The sequence below is a fragment of the Marinobacter sp. DY40_1A1 genome (genome assembly GCF_016597815.1).
In the GTDB taxonomy this organism is placed as follows: Bacteria; Pseudomonadota; Gammaproteobacteria; order Pseudomonadales; family Oleiphilaceae; genus Marinobacter; species Marinobacter xiaoshiensis.
The window spans coordinates 192,246-213,202 of sequence record NZ_VCHA01000004.1; the positions used below are offsets into that span (position 1 = coordinate 192,246).

Here is a 20,957-nt window from a genome sequence, read left to right on the forward strand (position 1 = left end):
TATTTAACCCTTCAACGCCAAAATGCGTCTGGCACCGTTAAGTACAATGCCCCCCGCGATGGTGCCGATAATCAGATCCGGATAATTGGAACCGGTCCACGCGACCAGGGCGCCGGCGGTGATGACCCCCAGGTTGATCACCACGTCGTTGGCCGAGAATATCCAGCTTGCCTTCATGTGCGCCCCGCCTTCCCGATGTTTGGATATGAGCAGCAGACAACTGGTATTGGCAATCAATGCGACGAATGCGATAGCCATCATCACCAGCGATTCAGGCTCACTACCGAATACAAAGCGTCTCACCACCTCTACGAGCACGCCCACAGCCAAGATCAGTTGCAGTACACCAGCAAGATGCGCGGCACGTACCTGCATTTTCACGCTATGTCCAACCGCATAAAGGGCAAGCCCGTACACCGCCGCATCGGCAAAATTGTCCAGGGATTCTCCAATCAGGCCGGTGGACTGGGCGATCAGACCGGCAGTCATTTCCACCACGAACAGAAGTGCATTGATGCCGAGCAACCAGCGCAGGGTCCCGGATTCTTGCTTAGCAGAAGCTGCCGAAAACTCGGCGGCCTTGATGGTCTCCGGATTTGCAGCGACGGTTTCCTGAAGCGAGGCGCCTAGCCCCAAGGTCTTCAGTTTCGAGGTGACGGGCTCGACCTCGCCGTCATGCACGACCTTCAGCCGGCGGTTCGACAAGTCGAAGGACAGCGCCCGAATCTCCTCAAAGCCGTTCAGGGCTAGGCGAATCATTCGTTCTTCTGATGGACAGTCCATCTTCGGCACGGCATAAACACTGACCCATCTCCCTGGCGCCTCGGAGGAGGCCTGTATATCGGTATCCGCTGCGGACGTTGCATCACCGCCACAGGCGCCACCACAGGATTTGCTCATGATACGACTCCACTTGAACAATGTTGTGGTACCATTTAAAACTATAAAGCTACTATAAGGTCAATAGAGTAAAGAATCCGTTGGGGAGGAGGCTGATGCGCATTGGTCAGTTGGCGCAGTTGGCAGGGGTCGAAACACAGACGATCCGCTTCTATGAACAGCAGGGCTTGTTGCCGCCGCCTGATCGGCAGGACAACGGTTACCGTGTCTATACCGAGAAGCATGGTGAGGGGCTGGCCTTCATCCGTCGCTGCAGAATCCTGGGCCTGTCACTGGCTGAGATTCACGAACTACAGAGCTATCAGGACGACCCTCATCAGCCTTGTACCGCCGTCAACGCCTTGCTCGATGATCACATCTCTCATGTGCGGTCGCAGATAACCGCTCTGCAAGCGCTTGAGAAACAACTCGTTTCACTGAGAGCGAGTTGCAACGATGACCGGGAAGTTGAGGCGTGTGGGGTTCTTGCTGGAATTAGCGAAGGAAACATGCACCAGCAGTAGGTGAAGCATCAACCAGATAATCCGATGAGATGCCGGTCTGTCTCACTCTCATGCAAAGGTAAGATCAACCATTTAATCCGCTTACCCTATTGTTGTTGCCACGCCAGTCCGTTGCTCTCTCGGCATAGGTCAACTGATCCATGTAGTGACCGCCCAGCTCACTGGCCAACCGCTGCGATTCGGTGTAAATCTCGCTGCCGTTATCAACCAGATGACACTCACCACCATAAAATTCTATCTTGGCGATTTTTTGGGCCGATGTCGTTCTGGGCATCACAGCTATGAAGCGCAACCCCAGGAGCTTGGCAAAATAGGCCTCGGACACCGCCGTAGAACCGCTGGATGCTTCGATGACGGGTGTATTCTGCGTGATCCAGCCGTTACAGAGCCCAAACAGAAAAAGCGAGCGCGCCAACCGGTGTTTGAGACTGCCGGTGGGGTGGGTCGACTCGTCTTTGAGGTAGATATCTACATTCCGCAGCCCGGGCAGATCCAGCTTGATCAGGTGGGTGTCAGATGATCGATTGAAATCTGCATCAATACGGGCAATGGCATCGGATAGCCAGCGGGCGTTATTTACCATGGTTGTGGGTCCTGAAAGCCGGGCGCCTGGCCCGGCATTTCAATTCAGGTTTTGGGAATTATCAGTTAGTGCAACGCCCGCAACTGTCTCGGATACAGCGCAGCACTGACTTCCGGTTCATCCATAAATCCAGACAGTTCAAGATCAACGTCCATATCCTCACCATGTTCTGGCAGGGGGTCAAACAGCGTGCTGAGCCAGGAGGCGATTGATGGCTCCTCGTCACGCCGGTAATCCGTAGACAACGCCTTGATACGGCGAAAGCCGATGATGCGCTGATGCTTGGGGTCCCGGATCTGTTCAAATCCACGCCAGTAAACATGATCCCGAGTGTGGAGTTGCACAAACAAGGTATCTATCGGCTCGTTTGGCTCGTCCTCGGAGCTATCACTTGATGAGGCTTCAAGGCCATCATCCGCTTCGGTTTCCTTCTTTTTCTCACGAATGGTTGTCCAGGCCGGGTACAAAACCGCCACGGCATCCGCTTCAACATGCTCCCGGGCAGCGCGGAGAATCAATCCCCAGCGTGCCTTGTCGGCATCGGTTTCAAGTGAGTTGATGGGCAGGTCATAACTTTGTTCACTGGCAAGAACAATCGCCATCATGGGAGCATCCAGCTCTCCCATGGCTTCTGCCTGTGCTACTGATACCAGTTCTTCGATTGCCATCGGTTGGTTCATAATACGCTCGCCTCCTCGATGCCATCAGGGTGTAACAGGAAGATGGTCTCCCTGACACACAGCATAGCCTGATACGCGTAGAAAGATAAACGTGGGGTTTCGATCAACAGATCACAAGCCCGCTGCAGGAAAAGCATTTTCCAGCCGTTCGTAATAGCCAAACCAGGGCGCGGCTTCTTCAAGCTGAGCCGCCAGCTGCAGCAATACGCCTTCACCGCCATGGGGCGCGCCCAGCTGCACACCAACGGGCAGCCCATCGGCCGTCCAGTGCATGGGCACAGACATGGCCGGTGTTCCGGTCAGGTTGGCAAGCTGGGTAAATGGTGTGCGGGCCAGGCTGTCCATCGCAATCTGATCCACCTGGCCGCTACGGTGCAGCACTTTCCCCGCCTTCAGGGCCAACATCAGCTTTGCGGCCATTTTCAGGTGCGCCGGCGTGTCCAGCTCACCGATGCGCGCAGGCAATTGGCCAGTGGTGGGGCAGAGATAAAGATCGTAGCCCGCAAAAAACGCGCCCAGCGCGCGGGCGAACTCATTCCACTGCTGGCGGCGAAGCACATAATCGGACAGCGGCATGGTATCACCCAGCATGCCCATCAACCGTGTATCCAGCTCAAAATCACTGTCTGCAGCACCAAGCTGGCTCCTGGCTTTCGCTATCAAGGCCGACACTTCTCCAAAATAGAGGCCAAGGTAGCAACGGGCCAGCGCCATGCCATCGAACTCCGGCCGGGCGTATTCAACCTTGTGTCCCAGGTTTTCCAGAATCCGCGCAGTTTCCTCAACCGCAGCAACACATTCGGGAGCAACCGCGGTATCGTAGGGTGACGCGGTGAATACACCAATCTTCAGGCTGCCGGGCGACTTCTGCATCAAATCTGCATAGGCTTCGCCGGGGCCTGGAATAACAAACGGATCACCAGAAGCCGGGCCACTGAGCACATCTAACATGGTCGCACTGTCGCGTACCGTGCGGGTAACCACATGATCTGCCGAAGCGCCCGTCCAGGCCTCGCCTACCAAAGGCCCATTGGAGATGCGCCCGCGAGAAGGTTTGAGCCCGAACAAGCCGTTATAAGCTGCAGGGATACGGATTGAGCCACCGCCATCGTTTGCACCAGCCATGGGCACCACACCGGCTGCAGCTGCAGCACCGGACCCACCGCTGGAACCGCCCGGGGTAAGATTGGTGTTCCACGGATTGCGTGATGGCCCCCACAACTCGGATTCCGTCACCGCTTTGAGGCCGAACTCCGGCGTTGCTGTACGTCCCATAAACACCAGCCCACCCTCACGGGCACGGCGCACAAACTCGGAATCCTGAGGCGCAATGTAATTCCGGAAGCCTCGGCTGCCATAGGTGCAGGGCCGATTACCCTGCTCCTGAGCCAAATCCTTGAGCAACAGGGGCACACCTGCAAACGCTCCTTGCTTTGGAAAGTCCTGAGCCAGGGCTTCTGAAAACTGAGGAAAACAGATGGCATTCAGGGCGCCATTCACAACGGTTGCCCGTTCCACTGCAGCCTCGCATACTTCCCGGGAAGTCACTTCGCCACGGCGGATAAGATGGGCCAGTGCGGTGGCGTCATAACGCAGATATTCAGATTGCTTCATAGCGGCGCCCATTTGTTATTGTGGTGCCCGGAATGCCACGGACACATTGCTTATGTACACAAGATTCGCAAGCTTACGTCAGCTTGCTGCTATTTTCATCCTGACTGTGCTGGCGCCTACAGCAGCGCAGTCAGAGGAAAATCAGTCCGAAGCCGAAAGCACTGATACTGCAGGCTGGACCGCCATTGTGAGGAACTCGCCCTACTGGGTCAGCCAGGGCGTTTACACCAATATCCTTACAATCCGCCGATGGGTTCTGAAGGAATCCGGTTATTGCTCAAACACAGATCGCCACATTCTGTTCGATATGCGCGGGCAATTTTTGGGGTGGATCAGCAATGGTGCTACCAGTGCCGCCACTCAGCAGCGTCTTAACGACACCCGCCAGGCACAGCACGCAAAAGGAGTCACGGATGAATGGATTGCCGGGAGCGCCACTACCAATGGCTACCCGTTTGCATTAGCTTGTGACCAGCCCCACGTAGACCTGGATCTTGCCGTTGGCCGCTATCTGGGCGCCAGGAGCAGAGACCGTGTTTGGGGTGCCTGGGACGACCTCTCCTTCGCCACGCGCGAAAACCCGGGATCGCTACACGATGCGCTGATGTACATAGTTCAGCTCAGGAGCGAACAAAGCCGATATACGTTGCCGGCGGTTTTACCCAGGTATCTTGCCGGGCAAATCCTGATTGAAAGCGGTGGGCAAGCCCGCGCGCACTCCCGTGCCGACGCTAAAGGCATTCTTCAGCTGTCTCCCTCCGCCCTGAATGACTGCCAGATCAAGCCGCAAAACTATTGGCACCGGTTGGCGCAGATTGATTGCGCCTTGCGCCTGATGCACCAGAACGCCCGCAATCTGCAACCGGCCTTTACCGAGCGCTTCGGCCACCTGCCCGAAGACAAACGCAACGAGTTGTTTGTGCTCTTGCTGGTTCAGGCCTACCACGGTGGTGCTGGCCGGGTGCAGGCGCTTCTTGATGATGAAACCCTGGCAAAGCCAGCGGAATACTTCGCAGCCAACCACGAACGCTTCACCGCAGGGGATATCGCCTTTGGCATGGTGTTTCACAATCTGGGCCGGGACAGACTTGGGCTGGCATCCCTGTATTATGTGGCCGATGTGCAGCTGGCAACCGAAGCCTTATGCCGAACATCCACTCTTGAATCTGAGGAATTCTGCGCGTGGAAATAGCTTTGCTTCCTGAGAGCCTGAGCCTGTCAGTAGCGATTTTCCTGCTGGCGAGTTCTGTTGTTACCTCAATGATCACCGCCAGCCTGGGTGCTGGCGGGGGTGTTCTCCTGTTGATTCTGATGGCCACATGGATGCCTGCAGCCGCTATTATTCCTGTGCACGGCATGATTCAGCTGGGTTCTAACGGTGGCAGGACAATTCTGACCTGGAAGCACATCGACTGGAGAACCATTGCGGCGTTTGCCCCCGGCGTTATCCTGGGCGCAGCGGCGGGAGCCTGGTTGCTGGTGAGCCTGCCAGCCTATTTATGGCAGCTGGCCATTGCAGGCTTCGTGCTCTACCTGTGCTGGGGACCATCATTACCAAAAGGTGCCTTCGGCCCGGTGGGTGTTTTTATCGCTGCCGCACTAACCAGCTTTATCAGTCTGTTTGTGGGTGCTACTGGCCCGCTGGTCGCAGCGTTTATCAAACAGATTCATGCAGACCGGTTTCGCACTGTCGCCACCTTTGCCACCGCCATGGTTCTGCAGCATGCCCCCAAGGCCCTGGTTTTTGGTGTGACGGGATTTGTGTTCGCGCACTGGCTGCCGTTCATCCTGGCCATGATTGCCTGCGGCTTTGTCGGTACCTGGTTAGGATTGCGTGTTCTGAATTCACTGAACAACCACTGGTTCAGCAAAGCGCTCAATCTGGTTCTGACCGTTCTGGCTTTACGCCTGATTTGGCAGGCCAGCCTCGCAGCACACTGGTGGGCGTGACGTTATCTTGTTACTGCTCTGGCGCAGGTATAACGACAACCCGGTTGCGGCCTTTTGATTTGGCTGCATAAGCGCCTTCATCGGCGCGGGCAACCACGTCTTTGGGGTCCCGGTCTGTCGGGAGCAGTTCAGTCACTCCAATACTGGCCGTAACGCCAAATATACGCCCTTCGTGCTCTATTTTTAGCGCCTCAACGCCTGCGCGAATGCGCTCGGCAAGGGTTTTGGCTCTGTCCATCCCGCACGCTGGCAGAATGATGCCAAACTCGTCGCCACCCAAGCGGGCAACCGTATCCGACTGGCGCACCGAGTCTTTGAACAGATCGGAAAGCCGACGGAGCATTTCATCACCAAGCAGGTGCCCACCTTCGTCGTTCACCGGTTTGAAGTGGTCAAGATCGATGAGCATTAACACTGAGCTTGTGTCCTGTCGCGGCATATCGCCCAAGCATTTGTTAAGCGATGCGGTGAAGGCCCGACGGTTCAGAAGTTGCGTCAAACTGTCGTGGGTTGCCTCCCAGGACAACCGCTCTTCCTGTCGCCGGCGCTCGGCATCATCCCGAAGGACAAATACCAGCCGCTCATTTTGCCGGCCCTGGCGGATATGAATCATGCTGAGGTCTACATCAAACAGATCGCCGCTGGCATTGCGAAGGGTAACGTAAAGGCTGTCCAGATCATTACCTCCCAAAAACCACTCGTGGCTGAGAGCCTGATCCTCATGATCAATTCCCACCAGCTCAAATACGTTTTTACCAACATACTCCCCACCGGCACCCAAAAAGCGAGCCGCGGCCTGATTTGCGTAACGGATAACACCGCCGGTATCGGCCATCAAAACACCGTCTTGCATCACGCCCAGTATGATCTCCGCTCTCTGCCGTTCGTCTCGCAGAGCTTCCTCTACTGCCAGTTCGTGGGAAATATCCCGTACAACCGTGATGGTACCCATTACCTTTTCAGGTGTTTCAAGGATCGCCGTCATTACCTGACACCATACTGGCGAGCCGGCATTCGGCCCTTGCAGCTGAAAGCGGCCACGGAATACTTCCTGCTCTTCAAGCGCCTGCTGCCATCCCTGAATCACCGCATCACGATCACTTTCACAAACGCAATCAAATAGATGAGAACCTGAAAGCTCGGCCAGTCTCAGGCCAATAATGTTTTCAAATTGCGGGTTCACGAACTCAATGCGACCAAGAACATCAGCTTGGACAATACCGATAGGTGCACCCCGGGAGAGTGAACGGAAAAACGCTTCCCGCTCGGCAAGAGAACTCAGAACATCATCACGCTCATCCATGACCATGTTGAATATGTCAGCCACCTGGCTTATTTCTGAGCTACCCGAGACTCCAACCGGGTTGTTTCGCACGCCCAGGTGGCGCTCACGCACCTGCTGACCAAGCTCGCCCAAAGGCGCCATCAGGCGACGGAAGCGCCACATGGCCATTGGAACAATCAGCAGGATCACTACCAACAAAACCCAGAGAAACGCATCCTTGATTCGGGTAGCCGGCGCGTAGGCTTCCCGGGCGGGCCAGACAGCCGCGACAAACCAGGGCACCTCAGACATTTGCTGCACCGACAGGATAATACTCTCACCCTCAGAGCTACGGGTTCTGGCGGTGCCTTCAAATCCACCCATCGCATCTTGCAGCAGGGGGTTCGCATCGCTTATCGGCCGCATAACTTCACCAGTCCGGCCATTGGCCAGAACCATCCCGCCACGGGTTACGATGGCCAAATAGCCCGTTTTGCCAATGCGGATATCAGAGAATTCTTCAATAAGGTGCTCACCCGCAAGCGATATTGCGCCCCCGAGCATGCCAATAAACCGCTTGTTGTGATCAAACAGAGGGACCGCCACCATCACAGCAGCTCTACCTTGGTAGTGGGAGCGGTAGGGTTCACTGATGAGAGGGGCAAGTTGCTCAGAGGACATGCGAAAGTAGGAACGGTGGCTGACATCTGTCCCGATCATCTTCAAAGTCTCGGGATTTTCCGCAATCACCTTACCTGTCGCATCAATCAGGTAAACACCATCAAACAAGTGCTGCAAGGCCGTTTGGCGACGCATAAGAATTTTTGCACGCACTTCAAAAGCCGCTTCACTCATGGTCAGGCTTTCAGCGACGTGGCTCAGTGCATCGAGACGCTGCGACAGCTTGTCGTCCAGTTCTCCGGCAACGAGCTGCGCAATGGTTTCAACCTGGGTTGCCGCCTGCTGCTCAAGCTCCGATCGGCTGAGAAGCGCGCCTGCAACCGCAACCAGCAGCGCCGTCAAAACAACAAAGCCCACAACGAGAAGCACCGCCCGATTGACCAGGCTACCCAGCCAACGACCAATTAGCACAGCAGATTTTCTCGGTTCTGCAGCGATTGAATGTTAATGGCAAGGCCTCCGGATTCGAATCAGGTCATTCAGGCAAACAAGCTCCTCGACGCCTTAATTCTAACAGAGGCTTGGGAGACGGGGGATTACAGACCGGAAATAGGCGCAACACCCTGCTCGGGCAATTATTGGCCCAGACAGCAACTTCTCGCTCAGAGGCTGAGCATAAGCTTGCCCACCGCAGTATGGAGCCTTATCTGGATTCGTCTACTCACTGTTTTAACAGCACTTTTCCAACTTGGCACGGGCTTTGTTTATATCTGCTCGTCCACGGAACATCCAGGGACTTTTATTCATTCAAACGTCACGGAGCAGACTATGCCAACTCCTTGTTATATCTCTATCGAAGGCAAAACCCAGGGTAACATTACCGCTGGTGCATTCACTTCCGACTCTGTAGGCAACATCTACGTTGAAGGCCACGAAGACGAAGTGCTGGTTCAGGAATTCAGCCACGTTGTTACTGTTCCTACCGATCCCCAGTCCGGCCAGCCTTCCGGCCAGCGTGTACACAAGCCGTTCAAGTTCACATCCGCACTGAACAAATCCACACCGCTGATGTACAACGCACTGGCTTCTGGCGAAATGCTGCCAAAGGTTGAGCTCAAGTGGTACCGCACCTCGGTTGAAGGCAAGCAGGAGCACTTCTTCTCCACCATCCTGGAAGATGCCACCATTATCGACATCAACTGCACCATGCCCCACTGCCAGGACGCTGCCAGCGCTGACTTCACCCAGCTGGTTACCGTGTCCCTGTCCTACCGCAAGGTAACCTGGGAGCACGCAGTTGCCGGCACTTCCGGTGCAGACGACTGGCGTTCGCCAATCGAGGCTTAATAACCCCAGAAGGGGCCTCCCTGGAGGGGCCCCTTCTATATTTTCAAGGATGAAAATATGGATATTCATTTATCGTCCGAAGATATTGATAAAATCAGAGCGATAATGGAGGCATTCTACGGCCAATCTGTTGCTTCGGGTTTCACTGAAAGCAGCGTAACTGAAGAGACAGTCCGGGCGATTGCCCACATGCTTGTGGAAACGGTTGATTGCAGCAAGTGGATTGATGCTGTCCCTTCCCCGCAGGATCTGCTGCGGCCAACTCGTAGGATCACCAAATGGGCTTTACGCCTGATTCGCGAGGCAGGAAAACCTTTTCTGCAGAATGAAGTGAGGGTAAGCTGGATGTGCCGGAATGTCCGTTCTGGCCAGTTTAGAACCTCTATCGAAACGACTTTGAGATGAGATTTCTGCCATGCCAAGGATCGGTCTGATTATTGCTTTTTTGCTTCTGCTCCCGGGCTGCGCACCCCATTCGTCACTGATCATTCAACCGTCCAACGAGTTGTCTATAGAAGTACCAAGCGACATGTTTTCCTCCGTTAAGGTGAGGGATGGTGAGCTCCTTTTTCTGAAAAATAACCGGATCATCGGTTTCGTCAAATCAGATGAAATCCCCAACACAGCTAGCTCAGACACTGCAAGTGACGCATCTATAGCTCTATTTGAAAGCGCGGCTCAGGGATCTAGCAAACCAGCCTGGATAGAGTCTATTCCTGACGCTCAGGCATTTGGTGTAGTTCAAGGAGATTTTAGAACAATTTTCATCGTGCCTGATGGCTCTGCCCAATCTCTCATCACCTTCCAAGGGCCGACGGAAGGCTCAGATTCTGTTCGCATTAATGGCGTGAAGCTTTTCGAGTAAACTCATTCGCGGATCACCATTCCAAAGCTTGCTGGAATCAGTTTTCAGATAAGGCAAGGAAACCTGAAAAGATGAAGCTCATCAGCACAGTCATATTGTTACTGCTTTTGTCGGGCTGCAGCTCGGTTCAGCTCGTATCATTTTCGCCGAGCCAGGATTACTCAGTGTCTGTGGGTTCTTCTTTATTCGATGCAGTGCGTATTGACGCAAATGACATATCCCTGTTCAGTAAAAGAAAAGCCATTGGGTTCATCCGCATTGAACCTGTCCCCGAAGGCTCCGAGTCAGCGGAAGCTTTTCTGAACGAGCTTAAACTCAGCTCTGAATCAGCATCCACCAATACAACGCCATTGAATCTCCCATCTGGCTTCACGGGGTACGCAGCAAAAAATCGTAATTACGTTACCGGCTACCTATTCAGCGAAACGCACTCCGACTCAATTCTTATTTTCAGCTTCCCTGAAGGTGACTTCGACGAAATCGTCAAGACAGTCTCGGCCGGAATTTAATACGCCGCCTTCAGACAAACCGTCACCACTTTTTTTTATTTGGTGACGGTTTGTCTGACTCGTCGCCGAGAATCCAGTAAATTGGCAGGTACCCTAACGAAACCGATTTACCAGATCATGAGGCGCGTAGCCCTTCCACTGACATGAAGCACCCAAAATCTCAAATGCGCCAGCTAGGCGAGCTGATGTGCAATGTTACAGAGCAGATTCTCTGGCAACCCGCTGCAAACCGGGTTCAGGCGCAAGCGCCCGGAAGCACTCTGGTGTGCCGGGTAGGCTCAGGCCAGGCGACCTATCACCGTTTTGACCCGCAGCCAAAGCAGCACCAGATCACTTACGGCCTTCGCATGATTCAGGCCAAGCATCATCCCGCCACAGCGAGCGGCTGGCTCTCCAGCCGGGAGATTCACCGGCGCGGATATTTCGGCGGCGAGCTGAACACGCTTAATCTGCTGGCACACACCTGCTGCCATGAGTTCGCCCACCTGCTGCAACACAGTGCGGGCCACAGGTTTCCTGGCTCGGTTCACAACCGGCACTTCTATAACATTCTTGATGGACTGCATGAAAATGGAGAGGCTGGTGTCGTGCGGGAGGTATTAGCGGAGCACGCGGAACAGCTGGGCATTGATCTGTCTAAACAGCCTTTCGAAATGCCGGATCTCAAGAAGCAGAAGTCGGGCTGGAACATTGGGGAAGCGGTGGCCTTTGACCACGGCTTGCGGGAATTTCAGGGCGAGATTACGCGGGTTAACCGCAAAACCTGCACCGTCGACGGCACAGGCAGATTCAGCGGGCAGCGCTACCGAGTCCCCATGCCTATGCTACGCAGGGTGCGCTAACAACTCACGAATTTCCGGAACACAGGAGCCACAGTTGGTGCCGCACTTTAGAGTGCGCCCCAAGGCTTCCAGTGTCGCGTGCCCACGGCGGATGGCACTGGCAATCTGGCGGTCACCCACCTGAAAGCAGCTGCACACCAGGGCCCCGATTTCTTCCGTTTCCACAGACCGGCCCGCAAGCAAACACTGTCGCTGATCAGCGCTCAAACGTTCAGCCGAAAAGCACTGATCCAACCACGCCAGGTCCGGCAAAAGATCCGCCTCACGATCAACCAAAAGAACAGCATCCAACCGGCCATCAACTACGTGCGCTGCCCGGAAGCGCCCTTGCGCCGCATCAGCCATAATTAGCTGTGGCTCTCCCTCCAGCCAACTCTGCGCATCACTGCCCCAGTCCATCGTCTGGTTACCGGCCAGCCACCAGCTCGTACTATGGGTCAGTGGCTGGCGGCACCAATAATCACAGAGTCCCGCCAGTGCCCCCAGCCCTCCTCCGGATTCGCGACGCATCAGCCGAGCCTGCCATCGGCTCGCAAGGCTAGATAGGCTGGCAATACCGTGCTTGCTTTCTGGCTGGCCAGAGATCGGATCGGTCACAGCAGCAATCAGATTTGTTGCAACACTTTGCGAGGCAAAACATCCGCTCCAGTGAATCGGTATGAAGACCTCTCCGGGGCGTTGATCCGCTGTCAGTCGAGCCCGACCAAGAAATGCCTCAGGCCCTGGCCCGGTGAGCTGGCACAAGGTCCCGTCAGTGATCCCATAGTGGAGCGCATCGTCCGGATGGATTTCAATGGAAGGTTCCTGGCGGTGCGTCAGAAGCCGGGAGACCAGTGCCGTGCGCGTCATGGAGTGCCATTGATCACGAATACGGCCGGTATTGACCACAAGTGGATAGCGTGAGGTTACGACTTGGCAGGGCAGCCCTGCAGAAATGGGCACCATTCGGGCGCGCCCGTTATCCGTGGCAAAGCGCCCGTCAGAAAACAGCCGGGGTGTGCCGGTTACATCACCCGCCGCACCCATGGACACAGGCCACTGCACAGGTTCCAGCTGGTTATACTGAGCATCTGTCAACTGGGCCAAAACGCCGATATCAAACACCTGACGCCCATCGCTAGCCTTGCAAGCAAGGGCGGAGAGCATCGCGTGCTCCCGAAAAATATCTGCCGGACGCTGATACTGAAAGGCCTGGGCGTGCCCAAGCTCCCGCGCAACCGACGTCAGTATCTGCCAGTCTGGGCGAGCTTCGGAAGTTAAAGGCAGAAAAGATCGCTGGCGCGAAATGCAGCGCTCCGAATTGGTCACGGTTCCGTCTTTTTCACCCCACCCAGCCGCCGGCAGTAATATATTGGCGAAGGCTGTGGTATCCGTATTCGCCATGCAGTCAGACACGATCACCGTCGGGCAAGCTGCCAAAGCCTCACAAACCCGCGCCGAATCCGGCAGGCTGACCGCAGGGTTGGTGCCCATAATCCAGAGCACCTTGATATCACCTCGATGCACTGCCTCAAAGAGCTCAACGGCTTTGAACCCGGGCGCCTCCGGAAGACGATCTGTACCCCAGAATCCGGCCAAACGCTCACGTGCTCCCGGGGTGTCGTATTCCATATGTGCGGCAAGGGTATTCGCCAGACCGCCTACCTCCCGGCCCCCCATGGCATTCGGTTGGCCGGTCAGGGAAAAAGGGCTGGCACCTGGCTTGCCAACACGGCCTGTGGCCAAATGGCAGTTGAAAATGGCGTTGCAATTGTCGGTACCGGCTGCCGACTGGTTAACCCCCTGGGAGAACGTTGTCACAGTGCGAGGTGTATCGGCATACCACCGATAGAACTGCTCAACCTCATGCCCGGCAAGATCACATTGGGCGGCAACTGAAGCCACCGAGGGTGCAACCTCCAGTGCGCAGGCAAGGGTTTCTTCAAAGCCACTGCAGTGCTTCGCAATATAGTCAGGATTTGTCGCCCCGTGTTGTGACAGCCACACAAGCAAGCCGTTGAAAAGAACCGTGTCTGTGCCCGGTTTCAGCTTGAGGTGAAGGTCTGCAAGGTCTGCCGTGGCGGTTCGCCGGGGGTCAATGACCACCGCCCGGCGGCCCGCACGCTGTGATGCCTGCATACGCTGATAGAGCACAGGGTGGGCCCAGGCGGTGTTGCTGCCCGCCAGCACCAGAAGATCCGCGAGTTCCAGATCCTCGTAACAGCCGGGAACACAGTCCTCGCCGAACGCCCGTTTGTGGGCTGCCACCGCTGAAGACATACAAAGCCGCGAGTTGGTATCCACATGGGGTGTGCCAATAAACCCTTTGGCAAGTTTATTGGCAACATAATAGTCCTCTGTTAACAGCTGACCCGACAGGTACAGAGCCACAGACCCCGGGCCGTGCTGATCAACAGCATCGCGAATGGCACCGCACACTGCGGCAAGCGCCTCGGGCCAGCTTCGCTCCTCACCTTCAATTCGGGGTTTCAACAGCCTTCCGGCAGGTACCAGGGTGTCATGCAACGCTGAGCCTTTAACACACAGCCGGCCCTGATTGGCGGGGTGGCGTTTGTCGCCAGTCACTTCAGAAGGTGTCGCTGCCACACCACAACCCACACCACAGTATGGGCACGTGGTTTGAATGCTGTCAGCCGGTTTGATATTGGAATCCACGCTGCTACCTCTTCGCCTGTGTTTGATCACTGTTTGCTCAAAACCCAAATGCGAACTGCAATAACAAGGCCAGCGCAGCCCCACAAACCATGAACCTGGCCCCGAAACGCTGCGTACAGGGCCCGCGCGCCCATAACGTACCTGCAACAGACTCTCGCTTGGCACGTCTCCAACGATTCACAATGGTGCAAAACCACTCAATCCTGCACTAAAGCAAACCAGAATAACCTTTCTAAAATTCCGCCTGAAACCTGACAAACAAAACTAACAAACTGTTTTTAAAGTATTTTTTATCACTGGCACAAGCTGTGCAATCTCCACCCTGAACATTCGAGACCACTCAGATTAAACGGGCATAGGTGCCTGCCTTCCGACAGCGGAGGGCAGGTATTTTTTTGTCTGAAAGAATGTCACGAGGTAGATAATTCATGAAAACATCACTGAACATGGTCGCAGGATCATTCAGCCGACTGGCTGGGCTGGCTGCTGCAGTCTCCCTTATGGCCAGTGCCGGCATGGCCCAGGCCGAGATTGGCCCACCAGAGAAGCCGGATTTGAAGCTCGGTTTCATCAAACTGACCGATATGGCGCCTCTGGCCATTGCCTGGGAGGAGGGCTTCTTTATGGACGAAGGCCTATTCGTTGAACTGGAAGCACAGGCCAACTGGAAGGTGCTGCTGAACAGAGTTATCACCGGCGAACTGGACGGCGCCCACATGCTGGCAGGCCAGCCACTGGGCGCTTCCATTGGCTATGGCACTCAGGCCAACATCATTACTGCGTTCAGCATGGACCTGAACGGCAACGCGATTACCGTTTCCAATAGTGTATGGGAGACCATGCGCCAGCACATTCCTGAGAAGGACGGAAAGCTGGTGCACCCGATCAGCGCAAGTGCCCTGAAACCGGCAGTAGAGCAATCCCGGGAGAAGGGCGAACGCTTTCGCATGGGCATGGTGTTCCCTGTTTCCACCCACAACTACGAGCTACGCTACTGGCTGGCGGCAGGTGGCCTGAACCCTGGCTACTACGCCCCTCAGAGCGGCGATACCAGCGGCACCCTTGATGCAGACGTGCACCTTTCTGTAACCCCGCCCCCACAAATGCCCGCCACTCTGGAAGCTGGCACCATTCAGGGCTATTGCGTGGGCGAGCCCTGGAACCAGCAAGCCGTGTTCAAGGGCATAGGCGTTCCGGTGATCACCGACTACGAGATCTGGCCCAACAACCCGGAGAAGGTATTCGGTGTCAGTCAGGCCTGGGCCGAAGAGAATCCCAATACCCACTTGCACCTGCTGCGCGCCCTGATTCGCGCCGCTTACTGGTTGGATGAAAACAACAACGCCAACCGGGAAGAGGCCGTCGAGATCCTTGCTCGCCCGAGCTACGTGGGCGCAGATGCCGAAGTCATTGCCAACTCCATGACAGGCACTTTCGAATACGAAAAAGACGATGTCCGGGGCGTGCCAGATTTCAACGTCTTCTTCCGCCACTACGCCACCTACCCGTATCCGTCCGATGCCATCTGGTATCTCTCGCAGATGCGCCGCTGGGGCCAGATCTCCGAGGCCAAACCGGATGACTGGTATATGAAAACGGCCACACAGGTTTACCGCGGAGACATCTACGCCAAAGCAGCCCAATCCCTGATCGACGATGGTTTGATGAAGGCTGAAGATTTCCCCGATTTCAGCCAGGAAAACTTCTCCCGCCCCCATCAGGGAGAGCTGATAGATGGTGTCGCCTTTACCCCGCGCCAACCCAATGCCTACATCAACAGTTTTGCTATTGGCCTGAAAGGCTCCGATACCCCTTAACGCGCCGTTCTCAGGAGAACCACATGAGCACACTAATGAACACAAGCTCCAGAATTCGACGTTTCGGGGGGCTGAAAGCACTGACAGATCGATTCACTGGCATGGAGCTGGCCCGAACCAGCAAGGAGCTGGTACTCCCGATGGTCGGCATTCTGGTCTTCCTCGGTTTCTGGCATCTGGCTGCACCCCAAGTGAACACCTCGTTGGGCTCCTTCCCTGGCCCGGTGCAAGTCTGGGAGCAGAGCGGACAGCTCTGGCAGGAGCACATCAATCAAAGGGAACGGGCGGACAAGTTCGTAATAATGCAGGAGGATCGAAATGCTCGAATTCTGGCTAAAAACCCAGACGCCGAAGTCAAGATCCGAAGCTACCCCGGTGCCCCGACGTTTGTGGACCAGATTGTCACCAGCTTGATCACCGTCATGGCGGGCTTCCTTCTGGCAACAGCGATCGCCGTCCCACTGGGCATAGTGCTGGGTCTTAACCGGCACCTTCAAGCAGCGATCAACCCACTGATCCAGATATTCAAACCCGTTTCGCCACTAGCATGGCTACCTCTGGTCACCATGGTGGTATCGGCTACTTACGTCAGTGAAGACCCAATGTTCGAGAAGTCATTCCTCACCTCGATGATCACCGTCACCCTGTGCAGCCTTTGGCCCACCCTGATCAACACAGGCGTTGGCGTAGCTGCGGTGAATCCCGACCTGTTGAATGTCTCGCGGGTTCTGCGGTTGTCATTCTGGACCCACGTGATGAAGGTCGTTCTTCCATCCTCGATACCCATAATCTTCACCGGGCTTCGCGTCTCGCTCGGCATTGCCTGGATGGTATTGATTGCTGCTGAGATGCTGGCGCAGAGCCCCGGGCTTGGCAAGTTTGTCTGGGATGAGTTCCAGAACGGCAGCAGCCAGTCCTTGAGCCGGATCATGGCGGCCGTGCTGGCCATCGGTTTTATCGGCTTTGTACTGGATCGCATCATGTTGACGCTTCAGAAGAAAATTGCGTGGAACGAGTAACGGAGAAACTTATGAGCAAGCCCCATTTGGAACTGACCGGCGTGGAAATGTCTTTTGATACACCCAAGGGTTCCTTTATTGCACTGGATAACATCAACCTGAAAATCAAAAAAGGTGAGTTTGTCTCCCTGATTGGCCATTCCGGCTGCGGTAAATCCACAGTCCTGAACATCGTCGCCGGCCTGCTGCAAGCTACCAAGGGCGGATGCATTCTGGATGGCCATGAGATCAACTCTCCCGGGCCAGAGCGGGCCGTGGTGTTCCAGAACCATGCTCTGATGCCCTGGTTGACGGTGTACGAGAACGTGGAATTGGCGGTGCAACAGGTATTCCGTAAGTCCATGACAAAACAGGAGCGTCAAAGCTGGATCCATCACAACCTGGAGTTGGTCAACATGGCCCACGCTGCCACCAAGCGGCCGGGGGAAATTTCAGGTGGCATGGCACAGAGGGTTGGCATCGCCCGGGCATTGGCAATGAAGCCCAGCGTGCTGCTGATGGATGAGCCTTTTGGCGCTCTGGATGCGCTGACCCGGGCTCACCTGCAGGACTCCCTGATGGAAATCCAGCAAGAGCTGAACAACACGGTGATCATGATTACCCATGATGTGGACGAAGCGGTGTTGCTGTCTGACCGCATTATCATGATGACCAACGGCCCCGCGGCGGCCGTCGGGGAAGATCTTTATATCGATCTGGAAAGGCCCCGTAACCGGGTCACTCTGGCGGATGATCCCACCTACGTGCACTACCGGCAGGAGGTTCTGAAGTTTCTCTATGAGAAGCAACGTAAGCTGGAAAGCATCACCCCGCGCCGGAATAATCAAACGACTGGCACAAACATGCAAAAAGACACCGCTCCGGCGGCGAAGGCCTGAACAGGTCGCTTACTTCAACACATCAGCCATAGACACCAGTGCCCGAGCAACCTCGGGCAGCTTTTTACCCTGATCCATGGCCAGCTTTCGCAAAACCCGATGAGCGTCATCGTTGTTGATTTTGCGGTGACGCATCAACAACAAGACCGCCTTTTCCTGAACTTTCCTCTCTTCCAGAGCGTCTTTGGCACTCTGCAAATCCTCGCTCATCTGTTGAAGCCGACGTGACTGTGCCTGCACCAGGTCAAAAATTGATCGTCCAGATTGTTGACCAATACCGTCGCTGTTCCAGACTTCGCCTGACTGGATCTGCCCACTGTTGTCTGGCTCACAGAGTACCAACATGGACGGCACAGAATTTTCTGGCTGCTCAAGTGCTGCAATCAGTACCTCATGATGTGCCAGTGAGTTCCGTGCGTCTGCATAGCGCTCGGCACAGCGCCCATGAAAACTGTTTTCCACCGATTCCTCTACCTTTTTGAGCTCATCCATACGCTCGCTCATTAGCGCAAACCAGTGATCAGCATGTTCCGGGTCCAGAGGTTTGTATCGGCCGATGGCGCATCCGAACCGCCGCAGACGCTCCACTTCCTGCTCCCGCTCATGAGCAAGCAGGCTCTTCAGTAGCTGGCCGCTCTGCTCATCGGCAAACTCGACAAACACTTCAAAACACCGCCCCTGCGCTTCAACAAGGTGCGTCATGCGCCGGCCCAGTGCACTGTCAAAGCGTCCTGTGGAGAATCCGACGGAGCCTGCTGCGCGCTCTTGACCACAGAACTCTTTGCCCTTCATCAGATGCACCATAGCCACCAGCAAACGCGCAAGCGAGGGATCTACGGCAGTATCCGCCGCTTCGAAAACCACAGTAATCAGCCGCTGGATAAGCGTGCTGTAGGACTCGGTTGTCTCTGGCACCGACAGTGCCCGGGCTTTCACCCGCACGCGCAGCGCTGTCAGGCTCTCCAGCCCATGAAGGGCACTGGCAATATGAGCCAGCAAGTGGCTGCTGACAGGGTGTGTCGTCAACTCTTCATGGATCTCAGCCAGTGCCCGCTTGAAAACGATATACAAACACTCCGATTCAGCGACCATAGTTTTTCTCTCCAGGCCAAACTTTTCACCGCCCGATCCCAGAAAAATGGAGGACGCTCCGCGTTCCCGCTGCAGCCCGTGCACGAGATTGCTGATGCTCTGCACCAGCTTCCCCATCTGCAAAAAATACTGGAGGTTCATAAGCTCGCACCGCCGCGATGCGATCAGGTACGCCTCAGCCGAGGGCTGGACAAGGTTGTGTCGACGCTTGCTGATATCCATTTCAAAACTCCGGGTGTAGTCACATTGCTGCATCACTGGAAACCGGAGCAATTACCGCGCCAGCAAAAACGCATCAAAGTCGTGCAGCCTGCTCCTGCAAGGTGCAAAAAAACCGGATACCCAAGCTCCACACCTATCAAGGAAACATCAACGCATTGATTTTAAGGGTTTTTGTAATTTGGCACGAACATCGCTTTATACAATTCAAGGACGATTGTTACGGCCAAGGATTCGGCCGAGCTTCCAGAAAACTATTGATGGCATTGGCGCCGGATCATCGATTCCCCGAGGGGACGAGATGCTCCGGCTTTTTTGGTTTTAAGCGGGGCATAGGTGCAAAGATGATCCGGAAAATGGAACCGACATTGATCGTCTGTGGCCACGGAATGGTGGCTCAACGATTCCTTGAAGAGTTGGTGAGCAAAGCCTCAATCCCCTATCGGAATATCATTGTGTTCAACGGCGAAACCTATGCGGCATACAACCGGGTTCAGCTTTCTGCCCTGCTCAGCGGAGACACCCAAGAGGATAGCCTGCCCTTGAAACCAGACGCCTGGTTTGCTCATCACGGCATTCAGGTTCATCACGGTGAAGCAGTCGAGGCTATCGCTCCGGATGAGCACAGGGTGAAGACAAGCTCAGGTCGTGTTTACAGCTATAGCAAACTGGTTATTGCAACCGGAGCCAGCCCCGCCCGCCTGGGTATTCCCGGCGAAGAACTGGGCGGCGTCATGAATTTTCGCGATCTGAATCACACTCGCACTCTGATTGAGCTTAGCAAGAGCCGGAAGCGGGCCATCGTGGTTGGCGGCGGATTTCTCGGGCTTGAGGCTGCCGAAGGTCTGCTGCGCCGGGGCATGGATGTCACCGTTTTGCACCGAAGCTGTCATCTCCTTAACCGGCAGCTGGACCCGGACAGTGGCAAGCTTCTGTCTGACGCCCTGACCCAACGCGGCATGCATATTCTGACGTCCACATCCCCCACCCGGATACTGGGGCAAGAACGTGTTCGTGCCATTCAACTGCATGACCAGACTCTGATCAGCACGGATCTCGTTGTCATCGCTACCGGCATCAAGCCCAACCGTGAACTGGCACAAAACGCCGGGTTGGCCTGCGGGCGCGGCATACAGGTCAATGCTCAGCTACAAACCAGCGCTGCAGACATTTTCGCCATTGGCGAGTGCTGCGAGTTCAACGGCGAAACCTATGGGCTTGTGGAGCCGGGTTACCAGCACGCAAAAACCTTGGCATGCGTACTGGCAGGAACAACCAGAAGCGCGACATACCAGCCTTCTGAAATCGCCACCAGGCTCAAGATCGGCGGCATACCCGTTTTTTCCTGTGGCAAGCAGGCACCCGATGAGCATACCGAATCCCTGATCTGGCAAGACATCACAACCGGCGGATACAACCACCTGCTGGTTCGCGATAACCGGCTGGTTGGCGCCATTCTGTTGGGCAACACAAGCCAGGGCCCGTGGTACCAGGAGCTGATCAACAACAACACTAACATCCAACCATTCCGGGCTCAGTTGCCCTTTGGCAAACCCTATTGCGAAGCAGCGGCCTGAAGCGCTGCCCATGAAGAGAGGA

Annotated in this window: 18 protein-coding genes and 1 pseudogene; 12 read left to right on the forward strand and 7 right to left on the reverse strand. The window is 55.5% G+C overall.

Translation table 11 applies throughout. The features are described 5' to 3' along the window. Positions 1-3 precede the first annotated feature (3 nt). Entirely contained in the window at positions 4-900 is an 897-nt protein-coding gene (locus FFI61_RS11760) for a cation transporter (protein WP_004574643.1), read from the reverse strand. Positions 901-995: 95 nt separating this feature from the next. Here FFI61_RS11760 and cadR point away from each other — a divergent pair, with 95 nt between their 5' ends. Beyond that, positions 996-1,403, forward strand: a complete 408-nt coding sequence (gene cadR / locus FFI61_RS11765) for a Cd(II)/Pb(II)-responsive transcriptional regulator (RefSeq protein ID WP_095624275.1) — start codon at positions 996-998, stop codon at positions 1,401-1,403. An 88-nt stretch (positions 1,404-1,491) separates the two neighbouring features. On the opposite strand, the pseudogene FFI61_RS11770 reads toward cadR, so the two are convergent. From FFI61_RS11770 to FFI61_RS11780, 3 genes and pseudogenes are all read right to left on the reverse strand, one after another. Beyond that, positions 1,492-1,986, reverse strand: a pseudogene (locus tag FFI61_RS11770) (pyridoxal-phosphate dependent enzyme); the annotation flags it as partial. Positions 1,987-2,051: 65 nt separating this feature from the next. Next, complete coding sequence (locus FFI61_RS11775) at positions 2,052-2,666, reverse strand: hypothetical protein (RefSeq protein ID WP_200370608.1); 615 nt, start codon at positions 2,664-2,666, stop codon at positions 2,052-2,054. A gap of 111 nt (positions 2,667-2,777) precedes the next feature. Further along, positions 2,778-4,280 carry an amidase gene (locus FFI61_RS11780; protein WP_200370610.1) on the reverse strand — a complete coding sequence of 501 codons (1,503 nt, stop codon included), beginning with the start codon at positions 4,278-4,280 and terminating at the stop codon, positions 2,778-2,780. Positions 4,281-4,332: 52 nt separating this feature from the next. On the opposite strand from FFI61_RS11780, the gene FFI61_RS11785 reads away from it, so the two are divergent. Together FFI61_RS11785 and FFI61_RS11790 are read left to right on the forward strand one after the other, a co-directional pair. Continuing rightward, the gene (locus FFI61_RS11785) at positions 4,333-5,472 is read left to right on the forward strand and encodes a transglycosylase SLT domain-containing protein (RefSeq protein ID WP_200370618.1); all 1,140 of its coding nucleotides are present in this window, start codon (positions 4,333-4,335) and stop codon (positions 5,470-5,472) included. Continuing rightward, a complete protein-coding gene (locus FFI61_RS11790) occupies positions 5,463-6,230 on the forward strand; it encodes a sulfite exporter TauE/SafE family protein (RefSeq protein ID WP_200370620.1) in 768 nt (255 codons plus the stop codon). Before FFI61_RS11785 ends, FFI61_RS11790 begins: the two co-directional genes overlap by 10 nt. A gap of 10 nt (positions 6,231-6,240) precedes the next feature. Here the strand turns inward: FFI61_RS11790 and FFI61_RS11795 are convergent, their stop codons facing one another. Beyond that, positions 6,241-8,586 (reverse strand): GGDEF domain-containing protein, encoded by a 2,346-nt coding sequence (locus FFI61_RS11795; protein WP_200370623.1) that lies wholly within the window; start codon positions 8,584-8,586, stop codon positions 6,241-6,243. Positions 8,587-8,943: 357 nt separating this feature from the next. Between FFI61_RS11795 and FFI61_RS11800 the strand changes: the two genes are divergently transcribed. The 5 genes from FFI61_RS11800 to FFI61_RS11820 all read left to right on the forward strand — a co-directional run bounded on the left by FFI61_RS11800 (position 8,944) and on the right by FFI61_RS11820 (position 11,678). Next, a complete protein-coding gene (locus FFI61_RS11800) occupies positions 8,944-9,462 on the forward strand; it encodes an Hcp family type VI secretion system effector (RefSeq protein WP_200201456.1) in 519 nt (172 codons plus the stop codon). Positions 9,463-9,519: 57 nt separating this feature from the next. After that, positions 9,520-9,867: a hypothetical protein gene (locus FFI61_RS11805; RefSeq protein ID WP_200370625.1), complete on the forward strand. Its 348-nt coding sequence runs from the start codon at positions 9,520-9,522 to the stop codon at positions 9,865-9,867. Positions 9,868-9,877: 10 nt separating this feature from the next. Next, the gene (locus FFI61_RS11810) at positions 9,878-10,327 is read left to right on the forward strand and encodes a hypothetical protein (protein WP_200370627.1); all 450 of its coding nucleotides are present in this window, start codon (positions 9,878-9,880) and stop codon (positions 10,325-10,327) included. A gap of 164 nt (positions 10,328-10,491) precedes the next feature. Next, complete coding sequence (locus FFI61_RS11815) at positions 10,492-10,836, forward strand: hypothetical protein (protein WP_200370629.1); 345 nt, start codon at positions 10,492-10,494, stop codon at positions 10,834-10,836. Between the two features lie 185 nt (positions 10,837-11,021). Further along, complete coding sequence (locus FFI61_RS11820) at positions 11,022-11,678, forward strand: hypothetical protein (RefSeq protein WP_227714866.1); 657 nt, start codon at positions 11,022-11,024, stop codon at positions 11,676-11,678. Here the strand turns inward: FFI61_RS11820 and FFI61_RS11825 are convergent. Beyond that, entirely contained in the window at positions 11,661-14,333 is a 2,673-nt protein-coding gene (locus tag FFI61_RS11825; protein ID WP_320159568.1) for a molybdopterin-dependent oxidoreductase, read from the reverse strand. The genes FFI61_RS11820 and FFI61_RS11825 overlap by 18 nt on opposite strands. A 500-nt stretch (positions 14,334-14,833) precedes the next feature. On the opposite strand from FFI61_RS11825, the gene FFI61_RS11830 reads away from it, so the two are divergent. The 3 genes from FFI61_RS11830 to FFI61_RS11840 all read left to right on the forward strand — a co-directional run bounded on the left by FFI61_RS11830 (position 14,834) and on the right by FFI61_RS11840 (position 18,047). Further along, positions 14,834-16,150, forward strand: coding sequence for a CmpA/NrtA family ABC transporter substrate-binding protein (locus FFI61_RS11830; RefSeq protein ID WP_265092132.1), 1,317 nt, complete (start codon positions 14,834-14,836; stop codon positions 16,148-16,150). A 101-nt stretch (positions 16,151-16,251) separates the two neighbouring features. Next, complete coding sequence (locus FFI61_RS11835) at positions 16,252-17,169, forward strand: ABC transporter permease (protein WP_413785035.1); 918 nt, start codon at positions 16,252-16,254, stop codon at positions 17,167-17,169. An 11-nt stretch (positions 17,170-17,180) separates the two neighbouring features. Further along, positions 17,181-18,047, forward strand: a complete 867-nt coding sequence (locus tag FFI61_RS11840) for an ABC transporter ATP-binding protein (protein WP_200370635.1) — start codon at positions 17,181-17,183, stop codon at positions 18,045-18,047. A 9-nt stretch (positions 18,048-18,056) separates the two neighbouring features. On the opposite strand, the gene FFI61_RS11845 is transcribed toward FFI61_RS11840, so the two are convergent. Next, on the reverse strand, positions 18,057-19,361 hold the full coding sequence (locus tag FFI61_RS11845; RefSeq protein ID WP_200370636.1) for a nitrate regulatory protein: 1,305 nt from the start codon (positions 19,359-19,361) through the stop codon (positions 18,057-18,059). A gap of 341 nt (positions 19,362-19,702) precedes the next feature. Between FFI61_RS11845 and FFI61_RS11850 the strand changes: the two genes are divergently transcribed. Continuing rightward, positions 19,703-20,935: an NAD(P)/FAD-dependent oxidoreductase gene (locus FFI61_RS11850; protein WP_200370638.1), complete on the forward strand. Its 1,233-nt coding sequence runs from the start codon at positions 19,703-19,705 to the stop codon at positions 20,933-20,935. Positions 20,936-20,957 lie beyond the last annotated feature (22 nt).